Origin of the sequence: Microbacterium sp. (genome assembly GCF_031180975.1) — a bacterium.
GTDB lineage: Bacteria > Actinomycetota > Actinomycetes > Actinomycetales > Microbacteriaceae > Microbacterium.
Window position 1 is genome coordinate 45336 of record NZ_JAPSLI010000009.1, and the last position, 26987, is coordinate 72322.

Below are 26987 nucleotides of genomic sequence, written 5' to 3' on the forward strand. Positions count from 1 at the left end.
CGACGAGCAGGTTCCGCCATGACGCGTGCTCCCCGCATCGCGGGGATGATCCCCGGCACCCGTACTTCGAGGAAGGCGCGGACGAGTGCTCCCCGCATCGCGGGGATGATCCGGTCTGCTCGTCGGGCTCCGGGACTATCGTCCAGTGCTCCCCGCATCGCGGGGATGATCCGGGCACGGCGGGGATGGGTTGGCAGGCGATGTGGTGCTCCCCGCATCGCGGGGATGATCCCACGTGCCCTCGGCGAGCGGGCCGGCGGAACACGTGCTCCCCGCATCGCGGGGATGATCCCCCGAGCCGGTCGAGCACGTACCGGGACAGGTTGTGCTCCCCGCATCGCGGGGATGATCCCCGCAGCGCGAGCGCGGCTGCCTCGAGCGGGGTGTGCTCCCCGCATCGCGGGGATGATCCTTCGTCGTCAACCCGGCGGTGCGCATGCCGGCGAGTGCTCCCCGCATCGCGGGGATGATCCCCCTTGATCGCAAGAGTCCACACACCCCACGCGGTGCTCCCCGCATCGCGGGGATGATCCCGGGACGATACCGCCCTTGGCAGCGGTCATTTGGTGCTCCCCGCATCGCGGGGATGATCCCGGGCGGGTCGAGGTGCCGATGGTTGCGGCGCCGTGCTCCCCGCATCGCGGGGATGATCCCATGTCGTCATCCCTAGGTCAGTGCCAGGGGCGGTGCTCCCCGCATCGCGGGGATGATCCCTCTTCGGGCCGTACGTGAGTCCGCCCGGAAACGTGCTCCCCGCATCGCGGGGATGATCCCAGTCCATGTGGTTGGACGTGGTGCGTGCGGGCGTGCTCCCCGCATCGCGGGGATGATCCCCGGGACCGCCTCATACCAGTCACCGACAGCGAGTGCTCCCCGCATCGCGGGGATGATCCCCCACCCGGATTCGTGAGCGTCATACGCGCACCGTGCTCCCCGCATCGCGGGGATGATCCCGAGTTTCCCGACGCGACGCGCCTGCAGCGGATGTGCTCCCCGCATCGCGGGGATGATCCCGAGTCCGAGCCGGTGGACGAGTGGGATGCCGCGTGCTCCCCGCATCGCGGGGATGATCCCATCACCGATCAGGCGCAGCACACCGGGGCCGGGTGCTCCCCGCATCGCGGGGATGATCCCACGGTGCAGTTGATCAGCCCACCGAACGCACCGTGCTCCCCGCATCGCGGGGATGATCCGGTGGGTGTCGCATCGCGGCGGCTGGAGGTTCCGTGCTCCCCGCATCGCGGGGATGATCCCATCAACCAGGTCACAAAGGAAAACCAGCAGGCCGTGCTCCCCGCATCGCGGGGATGATCCGGCGAGACGTGGACAGCGATCGCTGAAGCCCTGGTGCTCCCCGCATCGCGGGGATGATCCCCAACCTCGAAGCGCCCGCGTGTCAGACTCCACGTGCTCCCCGCATCGCGGGGATGATCCCCACGTCGCACTGCTGCGTCCCGGTCACGTCGTGTGCTCCCCGCATCGCGGGGATGATCCCAGGTCGGCGTCCAGCAGGAGGATGACGTACAGGTGCTCCCCGCATCGCGGGGATGATCCACACCCGCCCGGCACTCAAAACAAGCACTTGATTGTGCTCCCCGCATCGCGGGGATGATCCCCCGCCGTCCATGCGAGCGATGATCGGTTCGGCGTGCTCCCCGCATCGCGGGGATGATCCCTCGGCCGTCACCTGCTCCGCAGTCGGGAACGCGTGCTCCCCGCATCGCGGGGATGATCCCGGGAGCACGGCAAGCTGCGACCTGTGTGTCCAGTGCTCCCCGCATCGCGGGGATGATCCGACGTGGCGGGTCACGTCCAGCAACCCTCGCGCCGTGCTCCCCGCATCGCGGGGATGATCCCATGTCGTCATCCCCTTGAATGATTGGGAACCCGTGCTCCCCGCATCGCGGGATGATCCCGCTCCGGGCAGCGGCATCCCTGCCGGATTCATGTGCTCCCCGCATCGCGGGGATGATCCCCCGTTCGGGACGGCCCCGGAGGTGAACGTGCCGTGCTCCCCGCATCGCGGGGATGATCCTGGCAGAGCAGATCGCACGCGAGGCGTGGCGACGTGCTCCCCGCATCGCGGGGATGATCCGGCGCCCGTGCCGCTCATCATGCTGATTGTGCGGTGCTCCCCGCATCGCGGGGATGATCCCGCCCGTCCCGATGGCCTACTGTGACCGATGCGGTGCTCCCCGCATCGCGGGGATGATCCGGATCGTGCGTGCCTCACGGCGGGCCGAGTAGCGTGCTCCCCGCATCGCGGGGATGATCCCCGGGAGGTCTACTGCCGGCTGAGCATGGCTAAGTGCTCCCCGCATCGCGGGGATGATCCCACAACCCGACGCGTACCCATCGAGGGCGGCGTGCTCCCCGCATCGCGGGGATGATCCGTGGATCTCTTTGCCGTTGTTCCGGATGAAGAAGTGCTCCCCGCATCGCGGGGATGATCCAGAAGGCCCCACGCTTGCGCGTACGCGTTCGCGGTGCTCCCCGCATCGCGGGGATGATCCGTCCTTCAAGCCCTCACGGAGGCTCTCTGAGTCGTGCTCCCCGCATCGCGGGGATGATCCCCACGTCGTACTGCTGCGTCCCGGTCACGTCGTGTGCTCCCCGCATCGCGGGGATGATCCGTCGTATCTGCGGTTGATGTCGGTTCGGGTGAGGTGCTCCCCGCATCGCGGGGATGATCCCGAACCGGGACGGCGTGTGGAAGCACCAGCTGTGTGCTCCCCGCATCGCGGGGATGATCCGCGCGCGCATCACAGCCCACCCCAAACGGCCAGGTGCTCCCCGCATCGCGGGGATGATCCGAAGTCGCCGATGATCTGCGCGCCGCCGATCGCGTGCTCCCCGCATCGCGGGGATGATCCGTCGATCGCGTACTTCGCGCCGACGAGCACGGCGTGCTCCCCGCATCGCGGGGATGATCCCGCCTTGGTCTCGCTGGCGATCCCGACCTGGTAGTGCTCCCCGCATCGCGGGGATAATCCCGCCGGCGCGTGCGGGTCGACGTTGCGCGTCTGGTGCTCCCCGCATCGCGGGGATGATCCCGCTCGTGCGCGTTCTGTCGCCGTCGGCAGGTTGTGCTCCCCGCATCGCGGGGATGATCCCCGCTGAGCAGGTTCGCGTACACCTTGTCCGACGTGCTCCCCGCATCGCGGGGATGATCCCCAGCAGATGCGCGACCAGCTCGTCGCGTCGCAGTGCTCCCCGCATCGCGGGGATGATCCCGAGTCGGCGAACGCCGTCAAGGTGTCCTACGGGGTGCTCGCCGCATCGCGGGGATGATCCAGTAGTCCCACCGGACGATGAACGGCGAGTCGGCGTGCTCCCCACATCGCGGGGATGATCCGGAGTCGATGCAGGGAGCGATGAACCGGGCACGCAGTGCTCCCCGCATCGCGGGGATGATCCCCGGTACGCGTAGTCGTGGAGTTCGAACATCAGGTGCTCCCCGCATCGCGGGGATGATCCCTCACAGAAGAGACCGTTCGGGAGATCCGTGCGGTGCTCCCCGCATCGCGGGGATGATCCCTCGCCGCGCGACTGCTCCGTGGTCACAAGCTCGTGCTCCCCGCATCGCGGGGATGATCCCTATGCAGATGCGCGAGAGTCCACCGCTCGTAGGTGCTCCCCGCATCGCGGGGATGATCCCATCGCCCTGCCCTCCCCGTTCAACGACCGAACGTGCTCCCCGCATCGCGGGGATGATCCCGTGGGCGCCGGGTTCCATGTCGGGTCCGCGACGTGCTCCCCGCATCGCGGGGATCATCCCGGCGCGGCGATCATGTACCTGCCGTTGAAGGCGTGCTCCCCGCATCGCGGGGATGATCCCCGTTTCATCGCGATCGGACAGGGGGACGAAGAGTGCTCCCCGCATCGCGGGGATGATCCTACGCACAGCACGGTGCGCCCGTCGTCCAGGTGGTGCTCCCCGCATCGCGGGGATGATCCCCCCGACGTCGCGTCGATCGTGGGGAAGTTCGTGTGCTCCCCGCATCGCGGGGATGATCCCGCCTACCGTGACGCCGTAGAGGCGCGCACATTGTGCTCCCCGCATCGCGGGGATGATCCCCGCGACGGGGAACGCTACGGGTCCCTGCACACGTGCTCCCCGCATCGCGGGGATGATCCCCACAACCGCACAACGTCACCGACATCGATCGGGTGTGCTCCCCGCATCGCGGGGATGATCCGGTGCCCGCTGCATCCGGTGGACGGCCGCCGCCGTGCTCCCGCATCGCGGGGATGATCCCCTCGATGGTGTCACGGGTGGGTCCGCGGATGTGTGCTCCCCGCATCGCGGGGATGATCCCCGGCGGAGACGTGGGATGCGTCGATCCTGGTGGTGCTCCCCGCATCGCGGGGATGATCCCAACGCAGCCGCCCGTCAGCAGACCATCGCCCGGTGCTCCCCGCATCGCGGGGATGATCCCGAGGTCGTCGGCACGTTCCAGGACGACAACGGGTGCTCCCCGCATCGCGGGGATGATCCTCGATCGCGGCGCGGCCCTCGTCGTCTTCTTCCGTGCTCCCCGCATCGCGGGGATGATCCCGGATCGCTGACGTGATCCTCACCCAGTTCGACGTGCTCCCCGCATCGCGGGGATGATCCGTAGGCGATCGTGCCTGCGGTCTCATCCAGTGAGTGCTCCCCGCATCGCGGGGATGATCCCGAACCGTGCGCCGCCAGTCGGCGAGTCAGGTCGTGCTCCCCGCATCGCGGGGATGATCCCCCGACGACGCCCTGACGGTCAGTGCGTGCGTCGTGCTCCCCGCATCGCGGGGATGATCCCCTCCGCGGCGCACAATCCGTCACCGGCCCGACGTGCTCCCCGCATCGCGGGGATGATCCCCGCTCAGCGAGCGCATACTCGGATTGACGAGGCTGCTCCCCGCATCGCGGGGATGATCCCGATCTTCGTCATGGCGAGCATGACAGCGTCACGTGCTCCCCGCATCGCGGGGATGATCCCGGCACGACGCCGCCCTTGGCAGCGGTCATCTGGTGCTCCCCGCATCGCGGGGATGATCCCGGGTCTGGGTGGAGGTGACGGTCGTCTTCAGGGTGCTCCCCGCATCGCGGGGATGATCCCCCCTCGACTCCGTCGCGCACGTTCTTGATCTGGTGCTCCCCGCATCGCGGGGATGATCCCTCGACCGCCTGCGGTCCGGTCAGCCAGGTCTCGTGCTCCCCGCATCGCGGGGATGATCCCGTGTGGTGTGTATCAGCGTGAATCGCTACCCCATGCTCCCCGCATCGCGGGGATGATCCCGGGTTGCCGCCGCCCGTCGCGCCGGCCGCGCCGTGCTCCCCGCATCGCGGGGATGATCCGTCGCGCGAGACGAGCAGGCTGATACGCATCGGGTGCTCCCCGCATCGCGGGGATGATCCACGGGTCGTTCGAGCTGACACCATCCCAGTGGGGGTGCTCCCCGCATCGCGGGGATGATCCCAGAAGAAGGTCTCAGCCAAAACGGTGCGGAACGTGCTCCCCGCATCGCGGGGATGATCCCCCGCCGGGACGTTGGTAATCCGCCAGCGCCCAGTGCTCCCCGCATCGCGGGGATGATCCCCCTCCGAACGCGTTGGCCGCGACTTCCTGGAAGTGCTCCCCGCATCGCGGCGATGATCCCAGCAGCGCCTCGTGCGCCGAAAGGTCGTAGTTGTGCTCCCCGCATCGCGGGGATGATCCCCCAAGCACCTTGTAGTCGCGGAAGATCGACTTGTGCTCCCCGCATCGCGGGGATGATCCCCCGACCGTGATGCCGGCATGGATCAGCCACGGGTGCTCCCCGCATCGCGGGGATGATCCCGGTGTCAACGTCGGCTGAATTCTGACCCCTTATCGACGGTCGAATATTGACCCCCTCGGGGTTGGTTGTTACTGGTTTCCGCCCGGGGTGGGCGGGGTCTTGAGGAGCTCGCGGCGGGCGCGGGTCCGGTAGGAATCGCCGCCGAGGGTGAGGACTTCGGCGTGGTGGACGAGGCGGTCGATCATCGCGGACGCGACGATGTCATCGGAGAGGATCTCGCCCCAGCGGCCGAAGGGCATGTTGCTGGTGACGAGGATCGAGCCTTGCTCGTAGCGGGACGCGATGAGCTGGAAGAACAGGTTTGCGGCGTCGGCGTCGAAGGGCAGGTAGCCGACTTCGTCGATGATGAGGAGCCGGTAGCGGCGCAGACGTTTCAGTTCGTGCTCGAGGCGGCCTGCCTGGTGTGCGGTCTGCAGGCGGGTGACCCAGCCGGTCGCGGTGTCGAACAGTACCGGGTAGCCGGCGTGCGCGGCTTTGATGCCGAGCCCGATCCCGAGGTGGGTCTTGCCGACGCCGGGCGGGCCGAGCAGGATCACGTTCTCCGCTTTCGGGATCCAGGTCGTCGTCGCGAGGTGCGCGAGGACGTCTCGGCGCAACGAGGGCTGGTGGTCGACGTTGAAGTCCTCGAGGGTCTTCATCGCGGGGAAGTGTGCCCCGGCGATCCGCAGCGCCGTGCCGTTCGCTTCGCGGTCCGCGACCTGGCGTTGCAGCACGGCGGTGAGATACTCCTGGTGCGACCAGCCCTGGTCCCTCGCGGTGCTCGCGAGCTGTTCCCAGACCCACCCGACTCGTGGGGGTCTTCAAAGCCCGCACCAGGTAGCCCATCGTCGCCGCAGTATCGGTGGTGCGCCCATCAGAGCACCTCCCCGGTCGCGGGGTCGAACCGGACGCCGAACAGGGCGTCGTAGTCGGACGTGTCGCGGAACATCACCCGCTGCTCCGGTCCGACCCCCCCTGCGCGTTCCCGCTCGCGTTTCGCGGCGGAGAACTGGGACCGTAGCCCTTTCGCGGTGACCACGTGGCCGGGGTCGGTGACCGTCGCCGCGGTCGCCCAGCAGCGTTCGTGGTCAGCGACCGCGGTCCCGTCGCAGACCACGATCACCCGGGTCAGCGTCGCGGTGACGTCGACGAGCCGGCCGGTCACCCGCGGGTCGACGGAGTAGTCGTTCCCGTCGACGCGGACGTAGTAGTCGCGTCCGAGGCGGACGCGCGCTTGCAGGCCCGTGGCCGGAGGGTGCGGCGGCAGCACCGTCATCGCCGCGAGATCACGATCGAGGACATCGACCGGACGCCCGCCGAGCGAGCGCACCCTCCTGTTGTTCGCTTTCGGCAACCAGCCGGCCAGCTGGCCGTTGATGTCCGTCGGAGACGCGAACTGCCGGCCGGGCAGGAACGACGTCTCCAGGAACCCGTTGTTGCGTTCCGTCATGCCCTTGAACTCCGGATCCCGCGGCGGGGCGAGGACGATCCGCGTGGCGAGGGTCCCCGCGAACGCGGCCGCGGCCTGCGTCACGACGCCTTCCCGCCGATCGCGGCCTCTCGATCCCAGACCAGCGTCTTCGACACCGCGCCGACCTGCGAGATCAGCTGCCACATGCCCGCCAGCAGATCGCCTGCCTGACGCGAGGGGAGCATCACCGCGGTCAGGAACCTCGAGAACGTGAGCGTCATCACCAGCACCGGCAGCATCGCGGCCTGCCCGAACCCGACCGGGATCCGCGGCTCGGGGAACCACAGATCCATCTGCGCCGCCTGTCCCGCCTCATGCACCAGCCGGTCCGCGGGATCGACGCCGGTGTTCCGCGCGACCCCGAGATGCCGGACGATCGCCTTGATCGGCATGCCCTCGGCCCTATGCAAACGGCGAATCTCCGCCCAATCTTCCACTGAAATCACCCTCCAAGAGCGTCGGAGGGGGTCAAGATTCACCCGTCGCCTCGGGGTCAGTATTCACCTGTCGTCGACACCCGCCTGGTCAGTGTCCAGGAATCGGGGGCAACCTCAATCCCACAGTCGCCGCAGAAGGGGCGGGAGGGGGCGTGCTCCCCGCATCGCGGGAAGTGACACCACGCTACGGACTCACCCACCGGTCGATCTGCTCACCCGTTCGTCAACGTGATCACGCCCTGGTGCTCCCCTCATCGAGGGGATGATCCCAGCCACCCGCACGAGCAACGCGGCTGGTGGTAGTGCTCCCCGCATCGCCGGGATGATCCCGGCGCCGACCTCTCCGTTCTCATCTGCCTGGCGTGCTTCCCCGCATCGCGGGGATGGTCCCCACGCCTGCATGCGCTCCTGATCAGCCGTATGGTGCTCCCCGCATCGCGCGGATGATCCCGGGGGTTCGGTCTCCACTACGAGGAACAACATGTGCTCCCCGCCTCGCGGAGACGATCCCAGGCCTACGTGAGCAAGCCGGGAGCCGGCCCGGTGCTACCCGCATCGCGGGGATGGCACTCGTGCTCGGTGTGAATCAGGATGCTGCATAGCGGTGCCCACTCAGTACCCCTTGCGCCGCCGCGCAGCCTTGCTCCATCCGGTCGCGGGCGCCGATTCCCTCTGACTGGCGGGAACGGGTTGGGAATCCGCGGGGCGCAACATCAGTGTGAGCCCGTCGACGTCGATGGGCTCCCAATGATGTCCATGCACGAGAACCGACATCCCCTGCTCATTCCGCGCCGAGAAAACAAGGATCGCGCGCCCAGTCCGCACCATGCTGATAGTGCGTTCCCAGAGCAGTTCACGCACTCTCTTACTCACTTTTCCGACGAACACGCCGGCAGAGATCTCAAGAAGCCAGCGGGTGAGAAACCCCCGCAAGCCCGGCGGAACCGCGGTCAGCACGAGGACGATCATCAGAACGGGACCTCACCGTAGTTGGCTCCACCCGCGACTGCTCGACGGGATCCATCCCAGAGCTGCACGACGTTGTCGGAAAGGTCGAGGTCGGAGGCTCCCGCGTCATCTGGTTCATCCGGGAGGAGAAGGTGGCGGATATCTCGCACGCATCGTTCCAGGAACGAGCCGCCGTGGAAATGGTCCCGAAGGCGCCGACGTGCTTCCCCTCCGATGTCGAATGGCTGTTCCGCGGCCAGCTCGAACGCCAGAGGGATCGTCAGCTCGGCCTTATACAGATCAGCGATGTCGTAGACGAATGAGCGGATGTGACCGGTGTGCACGAACCCCAGACCTGGGGAGCAACCGAGCGCGACGATCACCGAGTGAACAACGCCGTACATGCTCGTGTTCGCCGCCGAGAGAGCCTGATTGACCGGATCGCTGTCCTCGAAAGCCTCGACGTCGTATGACCTGCCGTTCCACGGCACCCTGTAGCGTTTCGAGCTCTCCCGATACGCCTTCCGCACACGAGCACCCTCGCGGCCTCGCAGTTGCTGCATAGTGAGACCGCTCGTCTCCTCTCCCGGGAATCGCATCGCATACATCTCTCGCGCGACGCGCAGGCGGGCACTCTGATTGGTCATGAGTGCAGCTTGAGCTTCGAGGAGTTTGGAGCTGTGCGCCAACGATCTGCCGTGCGCGTAGTACCGCACGCCCTCCTCACCGACCCAGACCACCGTCGACCCGCTCTCCGCCATCAAGACCATGGCCTGCTGCGTAACCGTCGTCCCGGGCCCCAGCAGCAACGCCCCCACCGCGGCCGCTGGGATGTGAATGGTCCCGCGTTCGTCCGTTGCCGTGATCGCGTTGGCGTCGCGATGAATCCGACAGCGTTCCAGGTAGATGAAGGTCATGCGATCCTGGGCGCGCACGAGTTCCGGCAGCGAAGGCGGCTTCGCCCCGGCGACCATATCTAACTCACCGCCGCGATCGTCATCAACCCGCAACCGTAGCCTTTGGCGCGACCCAGTCCATGGGTAAGCGTGGCGACGAATGCGTCTCGATCGATCACTTCCAGCAAGCCCTCATACGTGACGACCCGCAGCGTCACCGAGTCCTCCCGCCTTCGAAAAGTGATGAGCTTGCGGTCTCTGATGAGCACTGCCTTCTGATCGTCATCCCCGTCGACACGAAAGCCACCCCGATGCTGCCGGTTGAGAAGCCACTCTTCCTGCTGCGACACGGTGACGTGCCCGAACGGTTTACCACGCCCGCCGGGAACAGGGCGCGTGCTGCGCGTCGGATTCGCGGTCAGACGGAAGGCGTATCGGTGCCCGACCTCGATTCGACCGAGCACCCGCTGGTACGGCCGCGTCCGCCATCCGTCCTCGAGACTCGGCCATCCCGCCTGTTCCGCCAGATGGGTGAGGTCCGGCTGACCGGGTGAGACGATCAGCAGCTTCGCCTGATTGCGGGCGCTGTCGAGTCGCCACAGCACCCGTCCCTCATCCGTAGCGGACGGATCAGGAAAGCCCGCCAGTACGGCCGCGTGAAGCGCATGCGGTGATGACAGGAGCTTCTGGGCGCCACGCCGCACCGGGTTGAACATGAACTGCGTGAGGTACATCAGATCTCCTCATCGTCCAGAAGAAGAAACGGGTCGTGCTGCGTCGGCGAACCCAGAAGTCGTTCAGCCCGGGGATCACCGCCCACGTTCCCGGGAATGGGCCGCCGCCCAGGAAGCGACAGCATCACGCGCTCGATCACGACGTCGCGAGTGCCGTGCTTCCGCCTCCTCGGATCGAAGCTCTCCGGGACATCACTGCGCGATTCGCCCGGCGGGTCACCTTCGACCGCATCGGTGATGAGGTGCAAGGAGATACTCTCGGCGCGGGCGGCACTCGCGTGGTGAGCCTTTGCTCTCCAGGGCGCTTCCCTCAACGCCGCACGAAGGGGCGCGTCCACCAGTTCCGCTCTGATCGGTCCGTCCGGTGGGAAGGCTCGTCGTCCTAAGAAGAGTGGGAAGTACGGCCGCGCGAGCGCCTCCTTGAACTCGACGAGCTCCTCGCGCGGGCCCGAGATCCCCACCAGGAACACCGCGTCCGCCAGATAGTACCGCTGGGACAACGGAAACGCCCTCGAACCGTCCAGCGACCGCGTGGTCTGGAAATCACGCTCGAGGTGTCCTGGCTGATCTATCCGCACCCCGAAGCCAAGGTCGCGGAATCGATCCAGAGGTTCGGTCCGCGCCATCCCCAGTGCCGCGGCCAAGAGCCCGATCACTCCGCTCCGCGTCGGAGCAAGCTCTGTTGCGCGTGTGGAGAATCGGCTGCGTGAACCCCAGGCCTGCTGGGGTCCGCGGAGTTCGATCAGAAGTGTCGTCATCGGTCATCCTGGAGACGCTGCGCGGTGAGCTCACCGGCGCGCTTGACAGCTGCATCGAGCGTCACGCTCTCGCCGAGTCGGTCAAGCGGCGCGGCGGCCGGTGCAGCCCGAACGACCCATGTTGCGACCGGCGTCGTGCCGTATGCCGCGTCCACGCTGGCTGCGTGCTCGGCGAGCGCAGCGCTCGCCTTCCCGATTCGCGAGCCCTCTCGAATGGGCTCTTCGAAAGCGCCCACAAGGTTCACAGGCTGCGAATCCCGCACTGTGATCACAATGGCATCCGGAAGCGTGCGGTTGGCGAACGTGTTCTGCTTGCCGGTGGGCATGCTCCGACTGAATGCCTGGAGAAACGCTTCCACCGCGCGACGTGTCGCATCAGCGCCTCCTCCATCGCCGTGTCCGAGGTTGTCGTGCAACCTGTTCACATCGATGGTCGCGTATCGGTAGAGCGTCGATGACGAGAACTCGACCGTTCCGATCATCCCGGCTCCGGCGTCTTCCTCTGTGTCCGCAGCCTTGTGATCGTCGACGGCAGTGAAGTAGTCAAACTCAGTCTCGACGGGATGGACGCTGATCGCATGCGCCACCTGAGCCGACGCATCCACGTTGAGGTCGCTGGAGTCAGCGACCATGCGCCCAAACAGCGCCAGGTCGACGGAGTGTTCCACATCGAGGGATCTCTTGAGCCCGGCGCCCTTCAACGAGGCCTCCGGGTCCTGGGCGGCGTTCGCTGCGATCGCGGCTTCGGCGAGGTGATCGATCTGACGCGCACTGAGGAACAGAAGGTACCCGGACTCCGCGGGAAGAGGGTTCTCTTTCGTGGACTTCCGCGATTCGGTCAACTTGATCCCCGCCGCTCCGAAGGCGAGTGTCGCCAGCTCGAGTGCCCGCGCGGGGGGAATGCTGTCATCCTTCTGGTGGATGCGCTCAGCGAGCAGCTCGACGACCCGCTTGGTGCGTGTGCCGAGATCCTCTTGATCCAGCAGGCTCGCGAACGCGACACGGGTGGCGCGCTTCCATGCTTGGCTGGACACGCGTGAGCGCCGGACTCCGCCGTAGACCGCGGTCTTCGGGCTGCCGGTGTCATCGCGGTTGATGTTCGACGGCGGAACCGTCTGGAGGATGTTGATGTCGATGATGGTGCGGGTCATGGCTGCTCCTTGAGTTCGTTCAGTGGTCGTTGGCCGTGATTGCGTCGGACTCAGGCGATCCCTCGTCAGGTGCGTCGTCCTTGGGGTGGTGCGTGCGGTAGAAGTCGCGCCCCCACGAGGTGCGCACGCGCTCGGCGCGGTCGCCCCGCAGGTCGAAGAGGTCCCTGGCGAACTGGCCGTAATCGAGCGGGATCTTGTGCTGCCGGAACTGCTGGATCAGCCCCCGAGCGTGATGCACGGTCTCGTCCCACGTCGTGGCGGTTCCGAGCGCGGTGAATCGCCGGCGCACCGCGTCGCGATTTCCGCTGTGACGGCCGAGGAGACGCGCTGAGCGCCCGAACGAGTATCCGCCGCGATGCATCGATGCCTCCCGGCGCGACTGCTGATGCATCGCAAACAGCGTGATCGCGGTGAACGCCGCTTCCTCCTCTCGCGTGATCCCGTCCCCGCGCAGCGACAGTTCGTCGAAGAGCGATCCGGCGTCTCCGTCCTCAGTCCGAGGGTTCTCGAAGGCCAGTCCGAACAGCTCGATATCCTCGCCGGGGCGCCGTCCGATCCCGCGGCGCAACCGCGCCAGAGCGGCCACCGCATCGCTCCGATCCGCACGGTACCCCGCCTGCAGCCGGCCGACGCGGCTGGCGACGTATTCCGCCATCCTGTCGGCGCGTCCCTGATCCATAGTCATGCGTCCTTCTCCTCTCCATCGATCGTCTGTTCCTGGGCCTCCACGTGCAACGCGAAGATGCTGCGCAGGGACCTGAGGAACCTGCTTTCCGCTCGCGGAGTGTTCATGAGGTCCCCTTGGATCTCGCGTCCCGCCCATGCAGCCGGACCTGAGCCCCGGACCAGGTCGGTCCCGAGTTCACGCAACACCCCGTGGGCCGTGTCACGCCAGCCGGTGATCGCCTCGTCCGGGTCAGTGTCGCTGTCGAGGCCCGCAAGCCACTCGCGGTACAGCACGTCCAGGCGCGCATAGGCGGCTGCCTCGGCACGGCCCTTCTCCCCCTCGCCATCGCCGCCGGCGGCACGCGAGAGGTTCTCGGCCAGATAGCGCAGGGCGCGCACCCCCTGATCAGCTAGCGACACCGCATTCTCAGCGATCGCGGCGAGCGCCGTGTCGTCCCTGCTCAGAAGCGCCATGGCCACTGTCACTCTGTCGTCGATGATCTCATCGACGACAGAGTTGTTGCTCCCGTAGAGCACCCCGACCGCCCGGAGGTTGACTCGTCGGTTCGCTCCAATCTCTTGCATCCGCTCCGCTGCAGCCTCCGCCACCGCAGGACTGATGAAGCGCTGATGCTCGACCTTCTTCGCATCCCTCAGCTTCTGCGAGTTGGCCACTCCAGGGAGAATCGCGCCGATGCCCCGCCAGAACGCTCGACCTGGCTGGTGCTCGCGGGGCATGAAGGTCGGCGCACCCGCCCTTTTCGACTGCGGTTCGCTGTAGCGCCATCCGCTGAGCGGCTCGTGGTTCTGCTGGTTCTGAGGGGTGAGCGCATCGCCGTTAGCCAGCACGCAGCCCACGATCCGGTCGTGCTCCGAGACGAGCCGGATCCGACGCGACTGCCAGGTGAAGAGCCGAACCGGGCCGCTGGGGACCAGACCGCTTCTGTCCGCGGCGGTGTCGGGGCTCTCGTCCTCCCAGGGCGGCACGTCGGTGCGGCCGTCCGCATCGATACCCCGGCCCGGGGACACGAAGTTGAGCAGCAGGGTCTCACGCAGATCCGCACCTTCAGCGAAGACACCGCCGAGAAGACCTGCCCACGCGACTCCGATGGGGTAGCCCTTCCCGCCCTTGACGCGATTGTCCCCCACCGCGCCGGATTTGATGCCGGATGCATCGAACGCCTGCACGTTCACGAGCCAGCGTGCCGCTTCAGCGAACGACAGGCGCATCGACTCGAGACCCGCTCGTGTCGTGAACAGCCTGTTGTTGCTCGGAAGATCGAAGATCAGCGGGGCCGTGTTCTTCACCTCGCCCTTCGCGGTGTGCAGGTCCGCCACCTGGAAGAACGGACGCTCTGGGTGCAGCAGATCGAAGCGATCGGCGAATTCGTCGAGGTAGTCACCGATGTCGTCCAGCGGGAGCCCCTCTTCCCACCAGGAGGTCCAGTCGTCATGCCAGGTGTCGCGTTGCTCGTCGTAGGAGGCGCGATAAAGGATCGCGAGCAGGAGCCGGAGGATGGCGAATGTCTGCGTGGGCAGTTCACCGCTCAGTTCACGGATGCGCGCGGCATCCGTGAACGCCGCCCTCAGCGACACGTCGGTCGTCGACCCATCGAGATAACGCACGGTGATCCACGGCTCTGTGAGCAGGTCGAAATGGGGCCGCACCGATTTCATACAGGGATCTCACTTTCAGGCATGGTCTTGCGGGGCGAGAACGAGAGGCCGTCTTCGGCCGTGTACTGCAGATCGAAGGGGTCCAGGACGGCGCCTCCTCCGGCGTCGAGAACCAGCACCAGCTCACCCCGCAGAGCGTGACTGCCATGCCATGCCGGAGCCGGGTAGCGATCCTCGAGCGTGCGGATGTGGCGATCGATGAGCGCCCCGCGGCAGACAGCCGCGGGGAGACGCAACGAACAGCCGAGCATGACGGTCGTCAAGCGATGATCCGGGCGGACCTCAGTCGGGATCGGGATGCCGCCCTTGCCATCGCCCAGCCAGGACGGGGTCTGCAACCTGCCGTCTGTTGCCTGTTGAAGGACGAGCACTTCCAGCGTCTCGTCCGTGTCGCGGACGGCTCCCTGCGCGAGCGGGTCACGATCGGGGTCACCGGCGTCGTACCTGATCCAGTTGATGAGGTTCGCCCTTGGTTCCCGGAACACCTCGTCGAGCAGGAAGGTCGTCGCCTTCGCCCTGGATCGTGCCGCCGCCTCTGCGGAGCGGATTCGCGCACTCTCGATCACCTCGTCCCAGAGCCCGAGCGGCGTATCGCTGTACACGGCCTGCACGAGCGAAGGGGTGTCATCCGGCAAGGTGATCTGCGCCCTTCCATCGAGAACGGCGAAGGTGCGCAACAGCACGGCGCGGTCGTAGACCATGGTGTTGCCCCTGTAGGTCTCCGGTGGAGACTCGTTCCACTGCGTCCCCGCGATGACGAGTCGCGGCGTCTTAACCCGCTCCGGCCTGCCGGAACGCGCATGGCGATGCAGCCGGCCTGCGCGTTGAATGAGCAAGTCGATAGGCGCGATGTCGGTGACGAGCAGATCGAAGTCGAGGTCGAGGGACTGCTCGACCACCTGCGTCGCCACGACGATGTGCATCTGCGGGCGGTCGCCGTTCGGTCCGAACCTGGCGAGCAGCCAGCGATCCCTCGCTGCGCGATCCAAACCGAGAAAGCGAGAATGCGCGACGGTCACGTTATCAGGGCCGAAGACATGGCGAAGCGAGGAGGCCGTGTGCTGCGCACGAGCGACAGTGTTGCGGATGACAACCGCGCAGCCGCCTTCGTGTAGAGCCTCCGCCAACAGTGAGCAGAGCGTCGCATCATCGTCGGTGATCCGCTCGATCCGCGAAGAGCGCGCGCGCCCCGTGGCACCTGGCATCACGATCTCTGGTGCGTTGCCCGGTCGAGAGATCACGATGGACGGGTAGCCGATGTCGCCCGTGAGCGAGGGGAGAGGATCGGATGCCAGGGGAGCTCTGCCTTCTTCACGTGCCGCTCGCCGTTCGGCCCTGCCGAGCCGCGCGCCGGCCTGCGCCTTCGGGCGCCCGCTCTCGTACGCCGCAACGAACGCCTTCCGCCGCTCGGCGGGAAGCGTGGCCGAAAGCATGATGACCGGCACCTCGTACGACCCGAGCCAGTGCAGGATGCGCTCCAGGTACTGACTCATGTAGGCGTCGTACGCGTGGACTTCGTCGAGCACGACCACTTTGCCGGCAAGGGCGAGATGACGCAGCGCGACATGGCGCGTGCGCAGTGCGCCGGAGAGCGCCTGATCGATGGTCCCGACGACGAGACTCGACAACGGACCCCGCTTGGCATCCGCCAACCACTCATGCGCGCGAACCAGTTCGTCGTCACTGCTTCTCCGGCCGGGATCGCCGATGGCGCGGAAGCGAGCGTCCTGACGCTTCCTGGCGTTCTGCTCATTCAGAGCTGACTTGCCGTGGGCGAGGAAGACGTTCACCGGCGCTTCGAGGTCGAGGTGCTCCGCCCAACGCAGCAGGCGGGCGAACATTCCGTCGGCCGTCGCTTGCGTCGGCAGGCCTAGAAAGACCCCACTGCGTTCGAATCGAGCAGCGAGGATCTCCGCCGCGGCGAGGGCCGCCTCCGTCTTACCTATCCCGGTGTCCGCTTCGAGGATCATGAGGGTAGGGGACGGCACCTCACGCGCGAGACGCATCATCTCCCGCTGCACAGGGCGCGGGTCGCCGTCGATGCCGAAACGATCGCGGAAGAGCACGGTGTCGTCCTCCGGAGGACGAGCGGTCCAGGGGGCGGGGAGATCCAAGTCGTCCCACGCGCGCACAGCGCGCTGCTCGGCACTTTCGCGTGGCTGCTCCCTGAGATCGACGAGCGGAAATCGCTCGCTGCTGGCGATCCAGTCGGCGACGATCACAATCGCGCTGAGGAGCACGAGCACGGGTTGAGAAAGGGATGCCGTGCGCCAGGCCTCGATGTGCGAACCCAGTTCGGAAGTGATCGACTCGATCATCTCGAACCGCGTTTCGGCCCAGAGGCCGGTGCCATGCAGTCGCGTGTCTGATGCGGTGAGGTGGATGGCGAGCGGCCCGGGCGGTCGCCCGTGGTGTGCCGCGAGGACGCTGCCGAGCTTCGCCGCCTGCATGCGTTCGAATCCGTGCCGCATCTCAAGCCACTGGGAGACCGCCAGATGACTGACGATCTCGTGCCGAGCGACCTGACGCTCAGGCGTGCCCTCGATCGTGCCCGAGAAGCTCAGACCGGCGTCACGCATCGGATGGGTGAGCTGTCGCACCTGGATCGCGAAGGCGGGACTGATCTTGCCGACGTCATGCTGGCCGGCGAGCCACACCGCGAGTGAACGCGCTGCCGGCTCGCTCCCGAGGTCGGCACTGATGATGTGCCGCACAGCCGGCGACAGCCAGCGGTCCCACAGCAGTCCGGCGACCGCGGCGGTGTCGGCCAGGTGCTGGTGCACGGGAAGCCACCCGATGATCTCACCCGTCACCGGGTCCGCATCGGACTTGGCCCAGGCCCAGAGGGCTGCGGGGGACAGCCCCCTAGGCGGCTCGACGTCGATGTCGGTGGCCATCGCAATACTCCAGTCATCAGATGAACCGAAGCTACACGCCGAACCAGCAACCGTCAATACCCTTTATAAATCCCAACACAAAATCTCGTTGCTGTAATAACGGACGGGGAAAGTAGCCGGGATGGACCCCCGCGATGGCGGGGAGCAACTGTCCCAACACAAGATCTCTGGATCACCCCCGCGTTCGCGGGGAACGTGCCAACTGTATGCACTGATCCTTGGGGTCGTCCCAGAGTCGAGCTTCAGCGGCCGGTGGCCATTCGCTCAACCTCGACTCCCCGGGAGTAGCCATCCACCCGCCGCCGGTAGACTGGCCGTGCCCCGCCTCCCTCTCCTCCAGGAGCCCGCGTGACCGCCGCCCCCGAAGCATCCACCACTCACGTCCCCGACTCCGTCGAGAACGCGCTCGCGACGCCCGAGAAGGAGCAGCCGTACGCGGCGCTCGGCCTCAAGGACGACGAGTACGCCCGCATCAAGGAGATCCTCGGCCGCCGCCCCACCTCGGGCGAGCTCGCCATGTACTCGGTGATGTGGTCGGAGCACTGCTCCTACAAGTCGTCGAAGAACTATCTGCGCCGGTTCGGGCAGAAGGTCTCCGACGAGATGAAGAAGCGTCTCATGGTCGGCATGGGCCAGAACGCGGGCGTCATCGACGTGGGTGAGGGCTGGGCCGTCACCTTCAAGGCCGAGTCGCACAACCACCCGTCGTTCATCGAGCCGTTCCAGGGCGCCGCGACCGGCGTCGGCGGCATCGTCCGCGACATCATCTCCATGGGCGCGCGCCCCGTCGCCGTCATGGACGCCCTCCGCTTCGGCGCGATCGACCACCCCGACACCCCGCGCGTCGTGCACGGCGTCACCGCCGGCATCAGCTTCTACGGCAACTGCCTCGGCCTGCCCAACATCGGGGGCGAGACGGTGTTCGACGCCGTCTACCAGGCCAACCCGCTCGTCAACGCCCTCGCCGTGGGCGTCCTGCGCCACGAGGACCTCAAGCTCGCGAACGCCACCGGCGTCGGCAACAAGGTCGTGCTGTTCGGCGCCCGCACGGGCGGCGACGGGATCGGCGGTGCCAGCATCCTGGCATCCGATTCCTTCGACTCGACCGGCCCGACCAAGCGACCCGCCGTGCAGGTCGGCGACCCGTTCGCCGAGAAGGTGCTCATCGAGTGCTGCCTCGAGCTCTACAAGAAGGAACTCGTCGAGGCCATCCAGGACCTCGGCGCCGCCGGCATCTCGTGCGCCACCAGCGAGCTCGCCGCGAACGGCAATTCCGGCATGCACGTCTCGCTCGACAACGTGCTGATGCGCGACCCGTCGCTGACCGCTGAGGAGATCCTCATGTCGGAGTCGCAGGAGCGCATGATGGCGATCGTCGCCCCCGAGAAGCTCGACGCGTTCCTCGAGGTCGTGCGCAAGTGGGAGGTCGAGACCAGCGTGCTGGGCGAGGTCACCGGCGACGGCCGCCTCGTCATCGACTGGAAGGGCGAGCGCATCGTCGACGTCGACCCATCCACGGTCGCCGTCGACGGCCCGGTGTACGACCGCCCGGTCGCCTACCCGGCGTGGATCGACGCATTGCAGGCGGATGCCGCGGAGAACCTGCCCCGCCCGACCGACCCGGCCGAGCTGCGCGAGCAGTTCCTCGCGCTGGTCGGCTCGCCGAACCTCGCCGACACCAGCTGGATCACCAACCAGTACGACTACTACGTGCTCGGCAACACCGCCCTTGCGTTCCCCGACGACGCCGGCATGATCCGCGTCGACGAGGAGTCCGGCCTCGGCTTCGCGATCTCGACCGACGCGAACGGCCGCTACTGCCAGCTCGACCCGTACGCGGGCGCGCAGCTCGCCCTCGCCGAGGCGTACCGCAACGTCGCCGTCACCGGCGCGGAGCCGACCGCCATCACTGACTGCCTGAACTTCGGCTCCCCCGAGAACCCCGAGGTCATGTGGCAGTTCGGGCAGACCGTCGACGGCCTGGCGGACGGATGCTATGAGCTGGGCACCCCTGTGACCGGCGGAAACGTCTCGTTCTACAACCAGACCGGCGACACCCCGATCCACCCCACGCCGCTGGTCGGCGTACTCGGCATCATCGAGGACGTCTCCCGTCGCATCCCGTCGGGCTGGCAGGACGCCGGCGAGAACATCTACCTGCTCGGCACCACCAGCACCGAGCTGTCGGGCTCGGCGTGGGCGGATGTCGTGCACCAGCACCTCGGCGGACGCCCGCCGGCCGTCGACCTGGCTGCCGAGAAGCGCCTCGCCGGCCTGATCGCCGCCGCGCGCGACGAGTGGCTGATCTCGTCGGCGCACGACCTGTCGGAGGGCGGCCTCGGCCAGGCCCTCGCCGAGGGCGTCATGCGGTTCGGCGTCGGCGCTCGGGTGTGGCTCACCGAGATCATGCAGCGGGACGAGGTGGATGCCGCCACCGCGCTTTTCTCGGAGTCGACCGGACGCGTCATCGTGACGGTGCCCCGCGAGGAGGACGTGAAGTTCCGCGGCCTGTGCGAGGGGCGCGGCTACCCGGTGCTGCGCATCGGCGTCACGGACTCCGTGCCGCAGCTCGAGGTGCAGGACGTGTTCACCGTCTCGGTCGACGAGCTGCGTGAGACCTCCCGCGCCACGCTGCCCGGGGTCTTCGGACCGACGGTCACGGAGCCCGCTCCCGGTCGTTGAGCGAGCGCTTCCCGGTCGTTGAGCGAGCGAAGCGAGACGAAACGCCGGCCGTTGAGCAAGGAGACGAAACGATGACCACTTCCGACGAGGACTACGGCGACCTCGGCGAGCGCCGCACCCGTCGCATCCGTTTCGTGGCGTGGGTGACGATCGCCGCGCTCATCCTCGTCGGCGGTGGGGCCACGGTGTTGACGCTGCTGTTCGGATAAGGGTCGTCGGCGGCGCGCCGGCCACACGGCATCCGTTCACCGCCGCGTCATCGCGGCGACACGACGGCGTCACGGATGCTCCAACGCGCGCCGGTTGACTCGCGGGCATGAGACCACTCCCCCGCGCGATCGCCGCCGCGACCGTCGCCGCGACGGCAGCCACTCTGCTGCTCGCCGCACCGGCGCAGGCATCGAACCAGGCCACGTCCACCTCCAAGATGCAAGCGTTCGAGCCGACGCTCGTCGCGTGGGCCGAGCTATCGGCCGACTTCCTCGCCGACGGCCCGGCATCCGGCGCCCAGGCCAGCGCCGCCAACGGCCGTCAGGGACCCTGGGACGGACAGATCATCCCCGGCTTCTCGGCGGTACTCGACAACGGCGACGGCACCTTCTGGGCGCAGCCCGACAACGGTTTCGGGTCCAAAGGCAACTCGGCCGACTTCCTGCTGCGCAACTACCTGGTCCGCCCCGACTTCCAGACCGCCGACGGCGGGTCCGGCGAGATCGCCGTGGAGCGCTTCATCTCGTACAACGACCGCAACGGTCTGCTCGACTTCCCGATCGTGAACGACGGCACTCAGGAGCGGCTGCTCACCGGCGCCGACTTCGACATCGAGTCGGTCGTGCGCGCCAAGGACGGCACGTTCTGGGTCGGCGAGGAGTTCGGACCGTTCCTCCTTCACTTCTCCGCTGACGGCACCCTGCTCGAGAAGCCGTTCTCCCTCGACGGCGTGAAGTCGCCGCAGAACCCGTACCTGCAGCCCGGCGAGACCCCGCGCCTGCGCGCCAGCCGTGGCTTCGAGGCCCTCGCCGGCTCGAAGAACGGGCGCTACCTGTACCCGATCGTCGAGGGCGCCTACTCCGACGACGCCGACCTGCGCCGCCGCGAGATCCTCGAGTTCGACACCCGCAGCGGCGCCTACACCGACCGAACCTGGAGCTACCAGACGGACCAGGAGGCGAACGTCATCGGCGACGCCTTCACGGTCAAGAACGACGTGCTGCTCGTCGTCGAGCGCGACGACTTCGAGGGCGACCAGTCCGTCACCAAGCGCATCTACGCGATCGACCTGAAGAGCATCGACGCCGACGGCTACGTCGAGAAGAAGCTCGTGCTCGACGCGCTGCGCATCGCGAACCCGGACGGTCTCAGCGCGGGCAACGGCTACGGCACCGGTGAGGTGTGGTCGCTGCCGGTGCAGTCGCTCGAGACGGTCGTCCAGCTGAAGAATGGCGACCTGCTGATCTCCAACGACAACAACTTCCCCGGCAACGACGCCCGTGTCACGGGAACCCCCGACGACACCGAGTTCGCCGTCATCGACCTCGACCGCCGGAAGGTCGAGCCGGAGCTGGTGTCGGTGATCGGCCACCGCGGCGCGAGCGGCTACCGCCCCGAGCACACGCTCGCCGCCTACGAGCAGGCGATCGTGCAGTGCGCCGACTACATCGAGCCCGACGTGGTCTCCACCAAGGACGGCGTGCTGGTCGCCCGCCACGAGAACGAGATCAGCGGCACCACCGACGTCGCCACCCGCCCGGAGTTCGCGAACCGCAAGACCACCAAGACGATCGACGGCGCCCGCGTCACCGGCTGGTTCGCCGAGGACTTCACGCTCGCCGAGCTGCGCAGCCTCCGCGCCAAGGAGCGCCTGCCGAAGACCCGCCCGGCGAACACGGCCTTCGACGGGCTGTACCTGATCCCGACCCTCGATGAGGTGATCGACCTGGCCCGCCACTCGATCAGCTGCGACGGACGTCAGGTCGGCGTCTACCCCGAGACAAAGCACCCGAGCTACTTCGACGGAATCGGGCTGTCGCTCGAGGAGCCGCTCATCGACGCGCTGCGCGCCAACGGCGTCGACCGCGCCGACGCGCCTGTGATCGTGCAGAGCTTCGAGGTGTCGAACCTGCAGGACCTGAACGGCATGACCGAGGTGCGCCTCGCGCAGCTGATCAGCTCGTCCGGCCGCCCGTACGACTTCACCCTCGCCGGGGACAGCCGCACCTACGCCGACCTGGTCACGCCGGCCGGCCTCGCTCAGATCACCGAATACGCCGACGGCATCGGCGCCGAGAAGTCGGTGCTGATCCCGCGCTCCCCGGAGGGGCGACTCGCCTCGCCCTCGCCCGTGACGGCGGATGCCCACGCCGCCGGCCTGTCCGTGCACGGCTGGACGTTCCGCCTGGAGAACCAGTACCTGCCGGTCGAGTTCCGCTCGTCGGCCGACCCGGCGGCACCCGGCGACCTCGCCGGTGAGATCCAGATGTTCCTGGATGCCGGGATGGACGGCATCTTCAGCGATCACCCGGACGTCGCGGCGACCGTCGGCTGAAAGGTCCGGGCGCTCCGTGCCTGGGTTGCTGAGCTGTCGAAGCACCCAGGCATGGAGCTCCCGACGTCAGGGCCATTCGATCCCCACGCCCCACTGGGCGTACTAGGTTCGGAGGCATGCCATCCGATGACCGTGCGGTGACCCTCCAGGACATCGCCGACCGTCTCGGCGTCTCCCGATCGACGGCGTCGTTCGCGATCACTGGGCGCGGACGCGTCTCAGCCGAGATGCGCCGGCGCGTGCTGGAGGTCGCCGACGAGCTCGGCTACCGCCCCAACACCGTCGCCCGCAACCTCCGCGGCGCCCGCACGGGGATGCTCGCGCTGCGCCTTCCCCCGCACAGCACCAGCATGGCCTACTACATGGAGGCCGCGTTCGGCGCCGTCGAGGAGGCCGCGCAGGCGGGCGTCATCGTGTTCCTCCTCACCACCGACCCCGAGGTCGACAGCCTCGACCGGCTGCCCGCCGACGCCGTGATCATCCTCGACCCCGCCCTCGACGACCCGGTGACCCGCGCCCTATTGCGCGGGCGCGTCCCGGTGATCACCGGAGAACCCGTCCCCGACGGGCTGCCGGCCGGGCGCGGTGAGGTCACCAGCGACCATGCCCCCGCCGTGCGGGAGCTGCTCGACCACCTCGCCGAGCGGGGCGCGCGGCGACCCGCCGTCGTGTTCCCCGCCCTCCGGAACCACTGGGCGTTCACCGTCCGCGACGCCATCGACTCGTGGTGCGCCGAGCACGGCATCCGCCCCCGCATCGCCGAGGTGCCGCACCCCGCCGAACCGGCCGAGATCCAGGCGGCCGTCGCGGAGATCGTCCTCGACGACGACGACGAACCGGCGGATGCCATCATCGCGGTCTCCGACGGCACCGTCCTCAGTGTGGTCACCAGCGCGCAACGGCTCGGGCGGAGGGTCGGCGAGGACCTGCTGGTCGCCTCGCTGGTCGACTCCGACGTGCTCGCGCTCGCCCAGCCGTCCATCACCGCGATCGACCTGCACCCCCGCGAGTTCGGCCGCCGTTGCGCGCGTGCCGCCCTCGCCGCCATCGAAGCGGATGCCGACGGCGAGCCCATCCACGAGGTGGTGCCGGTGTCGGTCCAGCGGCGCGCGTCCACGCTCGGACCGGCGACGGACGGAGCCCCTCAGGACGGCTGAGATCGAGCAGCATTTGAATTCGCTTTATCGATATTGCTACCCTTCTTGCACCCCGCCGGGTACCCTCAGCTTCACGGCGGTGACGACGACGTCGACCCGCAGTCGCGCATCCGCGCGGAACAGGAGCCCCCGTGTCCCAGCCCTCAGATCCTCAGGTCTCCCCCACCGAACTCACCGCACAGGTGACCAAGGGCCGCTTCAAGCGCGTCCTCGGCGTGCCGTCGCTCGTGCTGTTCGGCCTCGTCTACATGGTGCCGCTCACCGCGTTCACCACCTACGGCATCGTCACCGAGGTCACCGGCGGCCGTGTCCCGGCGGCGTACGTCATCACGCTCGTCGCCATGATCTTCACCGCCCGCTCCTACGCGCGGATGTCGATCGCGTACCCCTACGCGGGCTCGGCGTACATGTACACCCAGCAGAGCTTCGGTGGCGCGATCGGCTTCCTGGCTGGGTGGGCGCTGCTGCTGGACTACCTGTTCCTGCCGATGATCAACTACCTCATCATCGGTCTGTACATGAACAGCACGTTCCCCGCGGTGCCGAACTGGGTGTGGGTCATCGCGTCGATCCTGCTGGTCACCGTGCTCAACGTCATCGGCATCATCTCGGTCGCCCGCACCAACACGGTGATCATCGCGGTGCAGACCGTGTTCATCCTGGTGTTCATCGTGTTCGCGATCGGCGCGGCCACGGGCAACGGCGCCGACCCGCTCGCCCCGTTCACCGGCGACGGATCCGTTGAGGGCTTCCTGCCGCTGCTGAGCGGCGCCGCCATCCTGTGCCTGTCGTTCCTCGGCTTCGACTCGGTCTCCACCCTCGCCGAGGAGGCGAAGGACGCCCGCCGCACCGTCCCGCGCGCGATCATGATCGTCACGGTGCTCGCCGGCCTGGTGTTCATCCTGCTCACCTACCTCGCCCAGATCTCGTACCCGTCGAACGAGTTCGAGTCGGCCGACACCGCCAGCATCGAGGTCGTCGCGTCCCTCGCCGGCCCGTGGCTGTCGGCGCTGTTCATCTCCGGGTTCATCGCGGGCGGCCTCGGCTCGGCGCTCACGTCCCAGGCATCCGTCTCGCGCATCCTGTTCGCGATGGGACGCGACGGCGTGCTGCCGCGCAATGTGTTCGGCCGCCTGAGCACGCGCTTCGGCACGCCCGTCCCCGCCATCCTGATCGTGTCGGTGGTGTCGCTGTTCGCGCTCGTCTTCGACCTGCTCACGCTGTCGAACATGATCAGCTTCGGTGCCCTCATCGCGTTCTCGGTGGTGAACCTGTCGGTCATCAAGCACTACTTCGTCGACCGGGGCGAGCGCTCCGGCGGGCAGGTGTTCAACAACCTGGTGCTGCCGCTGATCGGTTTCGGTCTCACGGTGTGGCTGTGGACCAGCCTGACCGGCACGAGCTTCCTGATCGGGCTGTCGTGGCTGGCGGTCGGGTTCATCCTGCTGCTGATCGTCACCCGGTTCTTCTCGCGCCCGACGCCGACCCTCGACCTCGCGGAGTGACCCGGCAGATGGCTGCGCCCGACACCGTCATCCTCGCCGCGTGCGTGCACACGATGGCGGCGACGCCGACCGACGCGGATGCCGTCGCGATCACCGACGGCCGGATCAGCACCCTCGGCACCCGCGACGAGGTCTTGGCCCTCGCCGGCCCCGACACGGAGATCGTGGAGCACCCCGACGCCACGGTCGTGCCGGGTCTCGTGGACGCGCACACCCACCCGGTGTACAGCCTGGGCATCGTCCGAGGGCTGTCGCTCGCGGACGTGCGCACCTACGACGAGCTCGTCCAGGCGCTGGAGCGCGGGCGTGACGAGCAGGCCGGCGCGGAGTGGTTCCTGGCCTGGGGCCTGGAGCCCACCGCGTTCGAGGGCCGTCCGATCGGCAACACCGTGCTGCACGAGGTACTCGGGGACGACCGCCCCGCGTACATCAAGATGTACGACGCGCACTCCGGCATCGCCTCGGCGGCGGCGCTGGAGCGCGCCGGGGTGACCGAGCCGTTCGCGAACGCCGACGGGTCGGGCGCCGTGGGCGACGCGCACGGGCGGCTGACCGGGCACCTGCTCGAGTTCCCCGCCATGGAGCTCGTCGAGCGCATCCTCCCCGCCGACACCCGCGACGACCGCGTGCGGCGGCTGCGCGGGCTGCTCGAGGAAATGGCCGGGTACGGCATCACCGGCACGCACGTGATGGACCTGAAGGATGCCGACGCACTCGACCTCCTCGCCGCGATCGAGGCCGACGGCGACCTGCCGGTGCGGTTGCGGCTGTCGCCGTGGTGCGAGCCGGGAATGACGGATGCCGAGGTCGACGAGCTCATCGCGATGCAGGGCCGCGGCGGACGCCGCTACCGCGTCGAGGGCGTGAAGCTGTTCATCGACGGCACCGTCGAGGGCGGCACGGCCTGGCTGGCCGCCCCCGACACGCAGGGCGAGGGCGTCGCGTCGAACTGGCCGGATGCCCAGACGTATGCGGATCGGATCCGCCGCTTCCACGAGAACGGCGTGCCCACCGCGACGCACGCGATCGGCGACAAGGGCATCCGCGTGGTGGCGGAGACGCTCGCCGCCCTTCCGGCCGGAGGCCCGCAGCACCGCATCGAGCACATCGAGTCGGTCGACGACGACGTCATCGCGCTGATCGGCCGCAGCGGCATCGCGGCCAGCATGCAACCCACGCACTGCACGCACCACGTGCAGCCCGACGGCAGTGACGACTGGTCGCGCCGGCTCGGACCTGCCAGGGCGGACCACGGATGGCGCACCGGCGACGTGCGGCGCAGCGGAGCCGTTCTCGCGCTCGGCTCGGATTGGCCCGTCGCGCGGTTCGACCCGTGGGAGATCATGGCGGATGCCAGGGCGCGCCGCGCTGTCGCGGATCCGGAGGCGGAGCCGATCCGGCCCGACCAGGGACTCTCCGCCGTCGAGGCGCTGGAGGGCTACACGACGCACGCACACCGGGCGATCGGCTCGGACGGCGGCGCGCTCGTCGTCGGCGCCCCCGCCGACCTCGCGGTGGTCGACGTCGATCCGCTGCAGGCGTCGCCCGAGGAACTGCTGCGCACCCGCGCCCTGCTGACGCTCGTCGACGGAAAGCCCACCCACCGCGCTTCCTGACGCCCCGAGTGGGTCTGAGCCCGGCTGGGTCCCTGAGCTCGTCGAAGG

14 protein-coding genes, 2 pseudogenes and 3 CRISPR repeat arrays (1 of these 19 only partly in view) are annotated in these 26987 nt (G+C 68.0%); of the genes and pseudogenes, 6 read left to right on the forward strand and 10 right to left on the reverse strand.

Going from position 1 to position 26987, the window contains the following annotated elements; genetic code table 11:
• Positions 1–1857: a CRISPR direct-repeat array (repeat unit 27 nt; unit sequence GTGCTCCCCGCATCGCGGGGATGATCC); it begins 5565 nt to the left of the window's first position.
• A gap of 91 nt (positions 1858–1948) precedes the next feature.
• Positions 1949–4200: a CRISPR direct-repeat array (repeat unit 27 nt; unit sequence GTGCTCCCCGCATCGCGGGGATGATCC).
• 91 nt (positions 4201–4291) lie between these two features.
• Positions 4292–5819: a CRISPR direct-repeat array (repeat unit 27 nt; unit sequence GTGCTCCCCGCATCGCGGGGATGATCC).
• A gap of 69 nt (positions 5820–5888) precedes the next feature.
• The 10 genes and pseudogenes from istB to cas3 form a co-directional block, all read right to left on the reverse strand.
• Positions 5889–6645: pseudogene (gene istB / locus RIF65_RS12300) on the reverse strand (IS21-like element helper ATPase IstB).
• Positions 6646–6673: 28 nt separating this feature from the next.
• A pseudogene (locus RIF65_RS12305) lies at positions 6674–7716 on the reverse strand (Mu transposase domain-containing protein).
• A gap of 603 nt (positions 7717–8319) precedes the next feature.
• On the reverse strand, positions 8320–8676 hold the full coding sequence (cas2e, locus tag RIF65_RS12310; protein ID WP_309064919.1) for a type I-E CRISPR-associated endoribonuclease Cas2e: 357 nt from the start codon (positions 8674–8676) through the stop codon (positions 8320–8322).
• Positions 8676–9665 carry a type I-E CRISPR-associated endonuclease Cas1e gene (cas1e, locus tag RIF65_RS12315; RefSeq protein ID WP_309064920.1) on the reverse strand — a complete coding sequence of 330 codons (990 nt, stop codon included), beginning with the start codon at positions 9663–9665 and terminating at the stop codon, positions 8676–8678. The genes cas2e and cas1e overlap by 1 nt, the downstream gene beginning before the upstream one ends.
• Positions 9632–10285, reverse strand: a complete 654-nt coding sequence (gene cas6e / locus RIF65_RS12320) for a type I-E CRISPR-associated protein Cas6/Cse3/CasE (RefSeq protein ID WP_309064921.1) — start codon at positions 10283–10285, stop codon at positions 9632–9634. Before cas6e ends, cas1e begins: the two co-directional genes overlap by 34 nt.
• Positions 10285–11043 carry a type I-E CRISPR-associated protein Cas5/CasD gene (gene cas5e / locus RIF65_RS12325; protein WP_309064922.1) on the reverse strand — a complete coding sequence of 253 codons (759 nt, stop codon included), beginning with the start codon at positions 11041–11043 and terminating at the stop codon, positions 10285–10287. The genes cas6e and cas5e overlap by 1 nt, the downstream gene beginning before the upstream one ends.
• Positions 11040–12194 carry a type I-E CRISPR-associated protein Cas7/Cse4/CasC gene (gene cas7e, locus RIF65_RS12330; protein WP_309064923.1) on the reverse strand — a complete coding sequence of 385 codons (1155 nt, stop codon included), beginning with the start codon at positions 12192–12194 and terminating at the stop codon, positions 11040–11042. Before cas7e ends, cas5e begins: the two co-directional genes overlap by 4 nt.
• Positions 12195–12213: 19 nt before the next feature.
• Positions 12214–12879: a type I-E CRISPR-associated protein Cse2/CasB gene (gene casB / locus RIF65_RS12335; protein ID WP_309064924.1), complete on the reverse strand. Its 666-nt coding sequence runs from the start codon at positions 12877–12879 to the stop codon at positions 12214–12216.
• Positions 12876–14537, reverse strand: a complete 1662-nt coding sequence (casA, locus tag RIF65_RS12340) for a type I-E CRISPR-associated protein Cse1/CasA (protein ID WP_309064925.1) — start codon at positions 14535–14537, stop codon at positions 12876–12878. Before casA ends, casB begins: the two co-directional genes overlap by 4 nt.
• Entirely contained in the window at positions 14534–17434 is a 2901-nt protein-coding gene (cas3, locus tag RIF65_RS12345) for a CRISPR-associated helicase Cas3' (protein WP_309064926.1), read from the reverse strand. The genes casA and cas3 overlap by 4 nt, the downstream gene beginning before the upstream one ends.
• Positions 17435–17782: 348 nt before the next feature.
• On the opposite strand from cas3, the gene purL reads away from it, so the two are divergent.
• The 6 genes from purL to RIF65_RS12375 all read left to right on the forward strand — a co-directional run bounded on the left by purL (position 17783) and on the right by RIF65_RS12375 (position 26939).
• Entirely contained in the window at positions 17783–20116 is a 2334-nt protein-coding gene (gene purL / locus RIF65_RS12350) for a phosphoribosylformylglycinamidine synthase subunit PurL (protein WP_309064927.1), read from the forward strand.
• A 71-nt stretch (positions 20117–20187) separates the two neighbouring features.
• Positions 20188–20325: a hypothetical protein gene (locus tag RIF65_RS12355; protein WP_309064928.1), complete on the forward strand. Its 138-nt coding sequence runs from the start codon at positions 20188–20190 to the stop codon at positions 20323–20325.
• Positions 20326–20432: 107 nt separating this feature from the next.
• Complete coding sequence (locus RIF65_RS12360; RefSeq protein WP_309064929.1) at positions 20433–22661, forward strand: esterase-like activity of phytase family protein; 2229 nt, start codon at positions 20433–20435, stop codon at positions 22659–22661.
• A gap of 116 nt (positions 22662–22777) precedes the next feature.
• The gene (locus RIF65_RS12365; RefSeq protein ID WP_309064930.1) at positions 22778–23818 is read left to right on the forward strand and encodes a LacI family DNA-binding transcriptional regulator; all 1041 of its coding nucleotides are present in this window, start codon (positions 22778–22780) and stop codon (positions 23816–23818) included.
• A gap of 131 nt (positions 23819–23949) precedes the next feature.
• The gene (locus RIF65_RS12370; RefSeq protein WP_309064931.1) at positions 23950–25323 is read left to right on the forward strand and encodes an APC family permease; all 1374 of its coding nucleotides are present in this window, start codon (positions 23950–23952) and stop codon (positions 25321–25323) included.
• Positions 25324–25331: 8 nt separating this feature from the next.
• Entirely contained in the window at positions 25332–26939 is a 1608-nt protein-coding gene (locus tag RIF65_RS12375) for an amidohydrolase (protein ID WP_309064932.1), read from the forward strand.
• The last annotated feature ends 48 nt before the right edge of the window (positions 26940–26987 follow it).